The sequence below is a fragment of the Sphaerospermopsis reniformis genome (genome assembly GCF_005402885.1).
GTDB lineage: Bacteria > Cyanobacteriota > Cyanobacteriia > Cyanobacteriales > Nostocaceae > Sphaerospermopsis > Sphaerospermopsis kisseleviana.
Map to the genome: position 1 here is coordinate 1 of NZ_BJCE01000011.1, position 13,162 is coordinate 13,162.

General features: G+C 37.8%; 8 protein-coding genes. 2 read left to right on the plus strand and 6 right to left on the minus strand.

What is annotated here, in order from left to right; all coding sequences use genetic code 11:
- A partial coding sequence (locus tag FFR48_RS02880) for a transposase (protein ID WP_162501834.1) occupies positions 1-260 on the plus strand: 260 nt, incomplete at its 5' end.
- Between the two features lie 206 nt (positions 261-466).
- Here FFR48_RS02880 and FFR48_RS02885 read toward each other — a convergent pair.
- The 6 genes from FFR48_RS02885 to FFR48_RS02910 all read right to left on the minus strand — a co-directional run bounded on the left by FFR48_RS02885 (position 467) and on the right by FFR48_RS02910 (position 11,749).
- Positions 467-2,776 (minus strand): peptidoglycan DD-metalloendopeptidase family protein, encoded by a 2,310-nt coding sequence (locus FFR48_RS02885; protein WP_307722501.1) that lies wholly within the window; start codon positions 2,774-2,776, stop codon positions 467-469.
- An 809-nt stretch (positions 2,777-3,585) separates the two neighbouring features.
- Positions 3,586-4,047 (minus strand): tRNA (cytidine(34)-2'-O)-methyltransferase, encoded by a 462-nt coding sequence (locus FFR48_RS02890; RefSeq protein ID WP_096567441.1) that lies wholly within the window; start codon positions 4,045-4,047, stop codon positions 3,586-3,588.
- Positions 4,048-4,322: 275 nt separating this feature from the next.
- A complete protein-coding gene (gene gshA, locus FFR48_RS02895; protein ID WP_137666312.1) occupies positions 4,323-5,465 on the minus strand; it encodes a glutamate--cysteine ligase in 1,143 nt (380 codons plus the stop codon).
- A 153-nt stretch (positions 5,466-5,618) separates the two neighbouring features.
- Positions 5,619-6,467 (minus strand): hypothetical protein, encoded by an 849-nt coding sequence (locus FFR48_RS02900; RefSeq protein ID WP_199291066.1) that lies wholly within the window; start codon positions 6,465-6,467, stop codon positions 5,619-5,621.
- A complete protein-coding gene (locus FFR48_RS02905) occupies positions 6,448-10,776 on the minus strand; it encodes an AAA domain-containing protein (protein WP_137666313.1) in 4,329 nt (1,442 codons plus the stop codon). The genes FFR48_RS02900 and FFR48_RS02905 overlap by 20 nt, the downstream gene beginning before the upstream one ends.
- Positions 10,777-10,831: 55 nt before the next feature.
- The gene (locus tag FFR48_RS02910) at positions 10,832-11,749 is read right to left on the minus strand and encodes a histone deacetylase family protein (RefSeq protein WP_096567444.1); all 918 of its coding nucleotides are present in this window, start codon (positions 11,747-11,749) and stop codon (positions 10,832-10,834) included.
- Between the two features lie 404 nt (positions 11,750-12,153).
- On the opposite strand from FFR48_RS02910, the gene FFR48_RS02915 reads away from it, so the two are divergent.
- Positions 12,154-13,161, plus strand: a complete 1,008-nt coding sequence (locus FFR48_RS02915; protein ID WP_137666314.1) for a mechanosensitive ion channel family protein — start codon at positions 12,154-12,156, stop codon at positions 13,159-13,161.
- The last annotated feature ends 1 nt before the right edge of the window (position 13,162 follow it).

Consider the following 13,162-nt stretch of genomic DNA (forward strand, 5'->3'; position numbering starts at 1 on the left):
GTAATTCTATTGAGGGTAAATTCGGACAAGGTAAACGAAGATTTAGCCTGGGTAGAGTCATGGCTAAATTGCCTCATACTTCTTTAACTTCTATTGCTATTTCCTTCTTGGTTATGAATCTTTCTACCCTGTTATCATGGCTTTTTTGGCGATTTTTTTGTCAATTTTTCAAACTTACGTCTTTTTTCCCTTGGCTCATTAGTGAAATTGATGTTTTAGTGAAGTTTAGACAACAAAAACTTATCTTTATTTCTGCTTGACTACCCACTCAATTCTCCTCAAGGTTTTTTTCGACTTTTTCAGCAAACCCTAGTTAGGACATCAATATAATAATGAACCTCTTACTACAAAACGGTTTTACTCCTGCCTCCTGCCTCCTGCCTCCTGCTATATTTCCAAAATAAAAGAGGGAGTCAAACTCCCTCCACAAACAAGACAATTACTAAATTAACCAGCAGCCAAGTATTTACAGGCGTGCCTGTGTCCGTGATGGCAAGAAAGCAATGGGGTTAACTGCGCCCTTACCTGCGGGGTGAACTTCAAAATGGATGTGGGATCCTGTGCTAAAACCAGTGCTACCCATCGCTGCAATGATTTGTCCTTGTTCCACTTCTTGACCTACTTGCACTAAAATCCGGCTGTTGTGAGCATAGCGGGTCAAGCTGCCATCAGCATGGCGGATATCAACCAAGAGTCCATAACCACCGTTGTTCCAACCTGCTCTTTCTACCCTACCGGCAGACGAGGCGTAAATTGGTGTACCCACGCCGTTAGCAATATCAATACCTCTGTGCATTCTACCCCAGCGCCAGCCATAGCCAGAGGTAAGCACACCCTTAGCAGGCCAAATATGCGACGTGGAAGAGGAAGGCTCTGTAGTTTCTTCAACAGATTTGGGCAGATATAAATCTACTGCTGCCAAAGGTGGTAAAGCTGGGGATACTCTGGTTCCGCGCAAGTTACCCAAGGAGTCACTAGAGTTGACACCAGCGGTAGGTACGTTTAACCTAATGCTAGAAGAACTACCAGAGGAGTTACCAGGTAAAGCTGTTTGCCTTGATAGGAATTGGGGGTTAATTGGCTCATTATTGGGTCGAGCCGCACTTACCAAGGGCTTAACCGGTTGTTGACTATAGCCTGGTTGTATCGGCTTGGGTACAGAAATTGATACCGCATTCAGTTGAGCATTAACTGGAAAATTTGTTTGATTATTGGCTTTCTCCACCACAACGGGGACTGGTGTATTTTCAGTTTCATCCACGTTAGCCACAGTTACACCAGACTTTTGAGCGCGGTATTTTTCCCTTAGTCTTTCAATTTCGGCTTGCAAGCTGCGGATACGCTCAAGACCTTTGAGCTTTGCTGTTTTTTGAGGTAGTTGTTGCTCTGTTTGTGTTTCTGTCGCAATATCCAGTTGTGAATTATCACCTCCCACTGCCAAGGAATTAGGAGCAGTGAATTCAGTTTCTGGGGTTGGCGGCAGTTGATTCCCAGCTAAAGGTATGGGAATAGCAACACTGCTGTTGTTCCTAGCGACTGGTGACTGTTTGACTACAGGTACGGGAATGGCAACACTGTTATTGTTGCTTTCCACTGGTGACTGTGGAATCAGAGGTAGATTAGCTTCTGGATCAGGTTTACTCAGCGGAGAAACAGCAAGTTTGGGATTGCTGCTAGGCCGGATGAAAGTAGGACTGATTGCTACAGTTGGCTGAGTGTAACTGGTACGCTCTGCTTTAGCTGTGGGAATAATCAGTTTTTGACTGATTTGCAGCTGGTTGGGATCATCGAGATTATTAGCTTTGATGATATCGGAAACAGAAGTCCCGTAATTATCAGCAATCTCGGCTAATGTGTCTCCGGGTTTAACTTCGTAGGTTGTCGTTGCTAATTGCGCGACAACTGCGGGTGCGGGTGCAGGTGTCAATGCTTTCTGCACTGGCGCACTTGTTTGTTTATCCTGTTTTAACCTGGATATTAGGTCGGCTTGGTTAGCATCTATCACCTCTGACGACTGTACTGGCAAGCTGTTATCAGCTACAGTTGTTGGTTGTGCTACCTCAATACCAGCTTCTGAGAACTTATTTGTCTCATCAGGCCGCAACTGGGCAAGACTATTTCTTAAACGGTTGGATTTTTCCTGTAAGCGATTGAGTGCGAACTCTTGCTGCGCTTTTAGTTGTGCATTAACATCATTGCTAACTGGGTTTGCTGATTCTACTATTACGACTGGGGATAGAGAATCAGCAACACCCTGATTTTGAGAAAATTGCGATTCTGTCTGGGACAGTGGTTTTTCTGTTTGTAACCGAGATTGAACTGAGTTGTTATTCAATCCCTGCTCTACTTGGGGTTGCAAGTAGACAGCATTTTTGTTAGCTTCTGATGTTTGAATTTGTACAGCCATTTCCTTGGCTGCAACTGGCCATTTAGCTTCAAGCCCAGGCATTTGCGAAACTGCTGTTGGTTCCCCGACAATGACAGGATTTTCAGGCACGCTCGCTGAAGGGACGGCTTGGGACTCCAGCTTTGTGGCCGCAAATTTTATCTCAGTGTCAGAAGCAGCAGGAATTGTTGAGGCTGCTTTTTGACTGCCAACAGGCGCGGCTGCTTGGGCTTGATCGCTTTGTCGAGTCACCAAAAGGCTGGTTGCGCCCATTGAGATTGCCAAGCCAATCATCGCGGCTTGGGTTCCCGCCCGGCGGTTTGTTTTGTGAATTGTCTCATTTGACGGCTCGATCAGGACACCATCGCTGTTGGGAGTATTGTTTAACACAGCCTTTACTCTCTTTTTCAATGCTCGTTTCAAAGACGACCTCCTATGATCACGCTTCGCTTAACCGATCTTGATTTTTCTGTTGTATATTAATCCATAATTTGAGATCACATCAAACGATAGATCAAGATCACATTTACCAGAGATACTTAGGCAAGATTAACCTGCTTCTCTGATTTAGACAAGTTCACACTTGTTAGTCAACCTTAAGATTTTTGCGTTGAATTGTCTGTTTTCACTCCTCACAAAACCCAGGATTTTTCGCTCTTGACAGTTATGCCTGATGCTCATGCTTTCAAAGCGGGGACTGGACAAATCTGATAGCTTTGATCCCGTTCACTATCGCTGTTAGCATTTGCTCTGCTGCAACTTTGAAAAAAACGATGTTCCTGCTGTAGATATTTTCTAAGTTTTTTTATCTAATCAGTCTTATCAACAGGAGACTTTACGGCTTTTATTTCCTAAAAAACAACCGTACAAATCCGCCGCAGTTTCTGATATGGTCGATTGTATTTCATAATACAAATAGCTAAGATGCTTGACAGTAAATGCTTTGATGATTTTACCTCTGACAGAGATAAAATTTCAATTCACTAAAATCTATCATTGTCTCTTGGTTTGGAATCAAAGTTTCTATACAAATTTCTTATATGACTATCTTTGGACTCAGCAATTTTTTTATCTAGGTTGATTTAGTATATAAATGTTGCTACATCTAAATCTTGTTTTAGTAATAATACTTAAACAGTTAAGTGGAGAATTTGCTTCTTTCCTAACTGATTCAGTCTTTATAAGTAAAACCTAGCTAACTATTGTAGATACCCTAACTGTCGTCGGCATTCAAACAAGCCAATAGCCACACTTACGGATAGATTCAAGCTGCGAACGCCGGGTTCGTGCATGGGTATGTAGAGGGTAGAGTGACAGACATTGAGAACATCTGGCGGTAAACCTGTGGTTTCACTGCCAAACAATAACCAATCATCGGTTTGATACTGGTAGTTAATATAGTTAAAACTGCCACGAACGCTAAACCCTAACAATCTGCCTCCACGCTGTTGATGGATGATTTGGAATGCTTCTGGGGATTCGTGATAGTGCAGTTTGACGTAAGGCCAGTAATCTAAACCTGCTCTTTTGAGGTAGCGATCGCTAATTTCAAACCCTAATGGACCCACCAAATGCAATTCTGTCCCTGTAGCGGCACAAGTACGGGCAATATTGCCTGTATTTGGAGGAATTTGCGGGTTAACTAAAACTACCTGGGGCATAAGACAAGTCAAAAGTTAAAAGTTAAAAGTCAAAATCCAGTAGAAACCAAGGAAGGCACTGGGGTTTATGAGTATATCAGAGAAAATATACCTAAAAACACATATAGACGATATATAGGTTTTGTTAATAGGCATTAACCACTAGGGACACATTAGATTTTTAAAACAAATAAGGTCAAGGAGGCAGGAGACAGGAGGCAGGAGGCAGGAGGCAGGAGGCAGGGGCAGCAGGGGAAGAAAGGGAGGTTAACCCAGTCACTAGTCACCAATCCCCACTAAGCCATGACGGAGGAACAAAATAATTTGCTTTCTAGTTCTTGTTCCCGTTCTTGGGTGGCAATGATGGCTTGTTTAATGACTTGCTGGGCATCGACACCAAGTTTGTGTAACTGTAACCATTGTTGGGCTTCGTTGCCTTCACGGAGAATTTTCTGTAAGGGAGACAGGAAACAACCGAAGCCTTGTTGTTTGGCTATGCCCCAAACTTCTTGATATAGCTGGTTAATCCAATCTCTGGCGAGTATGGTACTACCATCTTGCCAATGTTGCAATTGGGCATCAAGACTGGATGTGGCTGCTGCCATTTCATTTTTAGCGGTTATATTAATTAGTTCTTCAGGTGAGAAACTGCTTTGGGTTAAGGGGTCAATATTGGGGTTGTCAATGATTTGCAATAACCGCGCTTCTAATAAGGCTGTAATTGCTAATAAGAAAATAGGATCTGTGACTAAATCACAAATTCGCAATTCTAAGCGATTTAAATCATAAGGACGGCGATCGCCATTTGGTCTAACTGATGTCCACAAATGTCGGACATTTTGCATTGTTCTAGCTTTTAACTGTGCTTCCACCCATTGAATATGATGGTCATGACTGGCAAATAGAGGTACATGACTGGGAGTTTGGGGGAAGAGTCCCCAACGGGTAGAATGATAACCTGTGGCTTTACCATCTAAAAATGGTGATGAGGCGCTTAGGGCAAGGAAAAGTGGCGCTTCTATACGGATAATCCGACAGGCACGCATTAATATTTCTGGATCGGGAATGCCAATATTAATATGTACGCTGGCGGTGACAACTTTTGTCCCGTAGGTTTGCTCAATGTAGTCATGATAAGGGTTAGTGAGGTCAGAACGGTAAAAGCGATCGCTTCTTCCCAAGGACAGGGTACTCCCTGGTATCAATGTGTAATTGTTTAACCGCTGCAAATATTTCCGTAACTGCTGACGTGGGCGCAATAAACCACACAATTGATTTTCGTAACTGGTGGAAGCTTTAGTGATGTATTCTACGTTGCGGCTATCTGGCTCTCGCATAAATCCCTGTAAATCCGCAACAATTTGGTCGGAGAGACCAACTATTTCACCTTGAGGTGTGCCAGTATACATCTCAATTTCAAAGCCTTTCGTTAAGACCACTTTATTTTGCTCCTTGGCTCTCCTAATTTTGATAAATTGTATCAAATTTAACGATTTTTTGCATCTGGTGATTGGGGATTGGGGATTGGGGATTGGTGATTGGTGATTGGGTAGTAATTTATAATTACGAATTACTTATTACCTATTACCCAATTATGAATTACTCATTATTTTTGCTCTTGCAGAATTGATTGTTGCATCAGATAAATCACATAATGCTGCTAAGGAAATTCTGCCTTCATTTAATAAGGAAGTTACCCTAGTTGATGCTGCTTCTGATATGCGCTTACCGCTACGAATTTGAATTTTAAATTTGTCAGCTATACCATCGAAAATCACCAAAAGAGATATATTTTTCCAAATAATTTGTGTAGGTTGAATCACCTTAAAAGCAGTGACTATTTTTCCTGCTTCTGGTACATGAAATGTTAATCCTGAGTTTTGAATAATCTGCTGTATTCTTTCCAAAGGTAAAATAGAGATATCAATATTTATATGTTCTATTTTCACCAAGTTGGCTAAATCAGGTAATTTCATAGAGACATCATTATTTAAATCTTCGTTTTTACAGGTAAGTTTACCTTCTAAAAAATCGGTAACTGCATAAATTTCCACTGTATAAGCCGGCAGTGGTACTGTACCTTTTTCATAAAATAATTGTCCTTCTGGGGTAACGGTAATAGGTGATTTCAATGCCAAAGTTTGTAATGATTGAAGTGTGGAAATTGTACTGTGAACAAATACAGGATCAAGTCCCAGGATAGATGCTAATTCATCTCCTGTTGGTGGGGGTTCAAATTCCAGTCCAGCACGGATGATAAACTCTTCCATGACATTAAATGGACGTGGTTCTTTAACTGTTAATTCTAAGGTATTTTTACGCAAACTATAGCGAAATTGACGGGCTGCAAAAACTGATAATTGGGGATTTTCTGTTTCAATTTCGGTGACTATATTTTTGAGATGCGGATCAATATTTCTATCAACAGAACCAGGAAACATTAATAAAACCTCCATGACGAGTGGCGAGATTTGCTACTTCTGAATACATTCGACCAACTTTACCAGAGTTGCTGGTAAATAAATCGTGACAACCAACAATTACTAATAATTCTTGAGCGCGAGAAAAAGCGACGTTTACCCTTTCTGGTTTTTTAGCAAATCCCACATCTCCTAAAGGATTATTCCGCACCATACTCACAATTACAACTGGTCTTTCCATACCTTGAAATCTATCAACTGTACCTGTTCTAATGTGCAATGATGGAAAAAGTTCTGGTTGTAAACGTTCATCTATTTTTCGCAGTTGAGCGCCATAAAATGTAATAACTGCTATTTCTTTTTTAGGTTCACCATTAGCAACTCTAGAACGCCAAGCATTTTCAAAATCTTGACAGATTTTTTCAATGACATCTACTTCTTGGGGATTAAAAAATGATGTTCCTAATTTTTCTTCTGCAAATTCATCTTCTCTAGGCGTTGTCACCCACACTAAATGATGTTCTGGTTTAATGACTTCACCTGCTAAATTATGGGCGCGTTTGCTATCTGATTCTAAAATGCCACATTCTAATTTACCATCATAAAACTGATTGATTGCTCCCATAATATTGGGGTGCATTCGATATTGGGTATTGAGCATTTGTTTAATGCTATTATCGGCATTTTCAAACTGAAATTTAAATAAGGATTCTTCGAGAAATCCCATTTCTTCTCTAGAATGTCCCATTGTTTCTGCGACTTCTTCTATTGTGTCAATTTCTAGCATTGGTGGTAGTTGTCGGTGATCTCCTACCATGACTAATTTTTTGGCTTTCAAGGCGGGGATAACTAATTCTGGAGGTGTACATTTACTTACTTCATCAATAATGACAACATCAAAATATTTAAATTCTTCCGAGAAGTTGTAATTTGCAGCTTGCACGCAGGTGATACCAACGACGTTAGCGTTATCTAAATAAATTTGTCTTAAATCGTTACTATCTCTTTCTGAAGGTTGACGTAGTTTGGTAATCCAATCTTGGACAAAGTTTTGATATTTACGCAAATAATCTTCTTCATTTTGTAGTTGTTGTTGCCAAAGATCAAATTGTTGTTTTATCTGCTGCAAAAATTCCAAATTCAAGAAATCTGTTTCTGTGGTTTTGGGCTGAGGTTTAAATTGATCGGGTATTTGTTGCCAAGTCATCTCGCAGCAATTTTTTTCTATGATTAAATCATTGGAGATATGGGATTTTAATTTTTCTTCTATTTCATTTAATTTAATTTTTGCTTTTTCAAGTTTTTGTAAATAGTTTTTGCTGGTTTTATTTATTTTTACTAGTTCCTCTTTTAAAGATTCTTGAATATTCTCGAATACTGAGAAAGCATCTAAGGAGGAATTTAAATCATCCAGATGAGTTATGCAAGTTTCCCAAAGCTGCACTTGTTTCTCAAATTCCTGATGCTGTTCCCAAATATTTGCTTGTTTTGCTAAATATTGTTGTGTGAGATTTCGTAATTTTACAGGTAGCTGTGGTTGTTTATTCAGCTGTTCCAAAATTTTTACAACTCTTTCCAGCAGTAAATTAGCATCTTGACTGGCTTTTTCTACCTGAGTTTGAGTTGCTAATATTTGTTCTTGGGTAATTTGATTATTTGGAGGTTGATTTAACTGTTGTTGTTTGTGCAAATTATTAAGTTGTTGCTCTGCTTCTGTTTTTAATTTGAGAACACATTGACGAGCATTAGCAAGAATTGTATCTAATAATTCTTGGGTAATTCTAGCTAAAGTAGAATCCAGGTTATTTAATTCATAAGATGCACTGTAGGTTTGTTGCAGTTGAATTAAAAAACTCTGGGCATTTTCAACTAATAATTGACGTTGTTTTGTAGTGAGTAATTGATACTTTTGAAACTGTTGATATGTTGCTTGCCATTTTTGGCGATCGCTCTTTTCCAAGAATAAGGGAATTTGACTAAAATTTTGCTGCATAAAATAGCTAAAATTGTGCTTTTTACCCCTTCTGTCACTAAAATTACCATCAATTTCATAAGACAATGCTTTGATTAGTAATTCCCATTCTGGTAATTTAATTTGGTAATTCTTTGGTAAGATTGGCAAGTTTAAGTTTTTAGCAAACATCAATAAACCCAGTGGTAAATGCAGCATTTCTTCAGTCAATAATAAATCAGATTGCTGGCAATTTTTCAAAACTTGGTAAAGATGGGAATACGCTGTAGTTTTCCACTCTTTAACTGCTGCGATAATATAATTAATTTCTCGTTTACGGTTTTCCCAATTTTGAATGGTTGGTTGTAGCTTGTGATCCTGATTAATAGACTTTTGATACTCTGTTTGTAACTGATGTAAATAGGCTGATTTTTTTTGGAAACCCTGTACTAATTTTGCTAAGTCTGACATAGCGATAGTTGCATCATAAGCATAGGTGAATGTTGATTGAAATCCGGCAATTTCCTTGGCTATAGTTTCCCGCAACCAGACAGCTAAACCGAATGCACCACGCACAGGACAAATAACCCCCAGTTCATCGGTATACTTAATAGCTTGATTGACTTTTTCCCGAAAATCTCCTACTAGATTATTTTCTAATATATAAGGTTGCAAACGGGGTAAAAAATCTTTAATTTCTGGATCATCCCAATTGATATTTTGTGGTTTATTGATAATATCTTTCACCCCATTAATTAAAGATTCAATTTCATTTTTATGCTCAAGCAATTCATGATAGACAGTTTCTTGAGTTCTGTAAACATTCTCTAATTTTATCTTTTCATCTTTTAATTTCTTTTGTTTATGATTGACTTTTTCCACTAATTTTAAGTAATCTGTAAATCTTTTCGATGTTGTTAATAGCTGCTGAAGAATTTGTATATTTTCTCTGTGTTGATTGAGATTATTTTCACAGTCATTAGCAGTATTTTCTAACCATCTGTTAATTACTTGGTCTTCTAAAAATCCTTGTCCTTCTTCTCCAACTTTTTCAGCTTTTCCTTTTCTGACAGCGCGGATAACTGGGTTGTGAACTAAGCGACTTAAAGCATTATCAACTGCTAAATTAGCTTGGGAAGTAATTAATGTGCGACCACCACGCAAAGCTATTTGATAGCAAATTTCGGCAATTACAGTCGTTTTACCTGTTCCTGGTGGACCTTGAATCAAAACTAAATCTTCTGCGGCTATTACCTTTTCTACAGATGCTTTTTGACCTGAATTTGCAGCAGATAATAACAAATCTTGTGGTTTTAGTTTAACAGTTTTTTGAATAGGTCTGGCTTGGGAAGCGTCAAATAAGAAATCTCCTAAATATGGGTTTTGTGTCCGTCCTTGTTTTAATTGTTCTAATGCTTTTTCTTTACGCTTAATTTGTTTAATATCACCAGCAGCATCAAAAAATAAGTATCCTTTTGTTGGTATTTGATAATTTTCCGATGCTATATATTCTACTAATTCCCGCTCAAGCCTGATGTAAATAAGATTATTTCTGTGGTCAATTTTTTCAATATTTCCTAATTGACGACTAGTGCGACGAGTTATTTCAGTAGGTACAGAATCAGAAAATTTGATATCTTGATTTTTTGCCTGTTTTACCCGTTCCCAAAAGTTTTCTACATCTAAATAATTCTCTTCATCACCATCAAGGGTGGCTGAGTTAATATCAATTTTTAAGGCGATTTCTTTTTGTTGGCAGTCATATTCGGAGTGGAAAAATTTGACACAAAATTGTCTGGCTTTAGCAATACGTTCTTCAATTTTCAAAAAAGCTTTCCATGCTTGTAGTTGGTCTTCGGTGGGTATATGATTACCGCATATTGGCATTTTATTTATTTGTGCCAATCTCTTGGGAGAAATATTTATAGGCTCATAATAATTAGGAACTAACTGCAATGGTAATGGTAAAGCATAAGCGTCAATTCTTCCTCTTGATAGTGGTAATAAATAAACTGAGAGAATTTTTAAACCACCAGTACCATTTTTTTTCACTGCGGCTCTCAATCCTAAAGTTTTATTTAGTTCTTTCAATCTTTTGGGTAGTTGAAACTCACTGTCATCTGTAGCAATGGTTAAATCCCAAATTTCTTCTCCTGTATCTTTTCCCTTACCTTGACGGCGAAGATAAAATAGGCAAGTTTTTTTACCTATACATTCAAAAATCAATTCATGAGCGCGTTCTTTTTTTTCTCGAAAGTTGGAATATGATGTAACTGCTTGTTGTCCTTCAAAGCTACGAATTAAGTTATCAATTGTGGAATTTAATAAGCTATAGCCAAAGGTTTCTGAATTGTTTATTTTCACTAATTTCTGTTGCATGGATGTCCTGATTGTTTTTGATTTCACACCAAGAGGAATAAGGTTAGATATAGTTTTAAAGATGAAACTGGTGATAAACCTGACTGGCGGCTCGATGTAATAAAGAATGTCTCCAAACAAGAGATTTAATATCATCTGCATAACCACCGCCAATAACACAAGCTACTGGATAACCAGCACTAACGCAGGTGGTTAAAACCTGCATTTCTCGTCGAAAAATTCCAGTGTCTGTGAGAGATAATTTTCCTAGTTTATCATCTATATGGGTGTCGACTCCAGCGTCATACAATACTATATCTGGCTTAATTTCTGTTAGCAAGTCTGGTAGGTAATTAGCTAGGGTTTGTAAATAAGCATCGTCTTCCATTCCTAGTGGTAATGGTACATCTAAATCACTTGTTTGTTTGGTGCTAGGGAAGTTAATTTCGCAGTGCATGGAAAATGTAAAAACGCTGTGATCATTTTCAAATATAAACGCTGTTCCATCTCCTTGATGTACGTCTAAGTCAACAATTAACATCTTTTTAGCAAGTCCTAATTTTTGTAAAACGCGAGTAGCAATTGCTAAATCATTAAAAATACAAAAACCAGATCCATAATTAGGAAAAGCGTGATGTGTTCCACCAGCAGTATTACAAGCTAAACCTTGGTTTAATGCTAATTTAGCCGTTAATATTGTTCCACCTACTGCTACACAGGTACGATTTACTAAAGCTGGACTCCAAGGTAAACCAATGCGTCTTTGTGCTTTTGCTTCTAATGTTCCTTCGCAGTAAGCTTGTACATAACTTTTGGTGTGGACTAATTCTATTAATTCTTGCGGTGGACATTCAGGAGTGTGAAACTGTTCTGGATATGCTACCCTGTCAGCTAACAGCAATTCATACAGTTGTCTAAATTTCGACATGGGGAAGCGATGTCCAAGCGGCAGAGGTGCAATATAATCTTGATGGTAAATAATTGGTAGATCCATTACTTAGGTGAAGTACACCAATAAATTTTGAGGTTAACTACTACTGATACTGAGGATTAAGTCTCAAAAATCAGTCTCCAGCTAGATTGTCATCAGAAAACAATTAATTTATTTGTGTTTTTCAAAGTAATAAAAGTCACCTTTTTTTAGGTAGAAATCGGATTTTAGTAAACATATCATCAATTACTTATCATTGCTATAATGTATCACATATTTTTGCTCGGATGATCATTATACATCAATTTCTCTGGAAAAACTTAGCGAGTTTAATTTGCTAATTGTTGATATCCTAATTTTCAGGTCAGCATTCAGCTTTTCGCTTCTAGCTATATTCCTGATTTAACGATCATTCTCAATCTTGACTCTTGTAATTTCCAGTTGTCAATTCACTATCAAATATAACTATGATGCAATGGATTATACCTCTTATATTTATTCTAGTTGGCTTTCTGACTGGCATAATTGGTGAAAAAGTTATTTTTAATAGAATTAAAAGCTTTGTTATTAAGCGGCAAATTCCTGGGAGTGAGATTATATTTCAATCACTGCACAGAATGACCTTTATTTGGTTTGTTTTGGCAGGTTTTTTTTGGGCTATTCTTAGTTCTCCTGTTAAACCAGGTATTGCTAATGTTCTGCAAAAAATCATCACCATAATTTTATTATATTCTGTAACTTTAGTTTTAGCTAGACTGACTGCCGGTTTTGTCAATTTATTTGTCCAACGTACCGAGGGAGTTTCTACATCCCTGCTTTCTAATTTAGCTAAAACAATTGTTTTAGTTTTGGGAACATTAATTCTTTTGCAAACTGTGGGTATTGAAATTACTCCCATAGTTACCACCTTGGGAATTGGAGGTTTAGCTGTTGGTTTAGCTCTACAAGACACCTTAGCTAATTTATTTTCTGGTTTTTATTTAGTTATTTCTAAGCAGGTAAGAGCAGGGGATTATGTTAAATTAGATGATGGTCATCAAGGTTATGTCACAGATATTACTTGGCGAAATACCACAATCAAGGAAATTTCTAATAATGTGATTATTGTTCCTAATTCTAAGTTGGCTTCGGCAATTTTTACTAATTATCATCTACCTGCAAAAGAAATTACTTTAACTATGAATGTGGGTGTTAGTTATGATAGTGATTTGGAATTGGTGGAAAAAGTGACTATAGAAGTCGCTAAAGAAGTTATGCAAGAAATTGCACCAGAATTAATTCAAATCGAACCTTATCTGAGGTTTCACACTTTCAATGATTTTAGCATAGATCATACTCTTTATCTGCGAGTCAGTGAATATTTTGACCAGCGCATTGGTAAACATTTGTTGGTGAAGAAGTTACACAAACGCTATCAACAAGAAGGAATTGAAATTCCTTTTCCAATTCAATACGTTTATATGCATAGCACTTGAT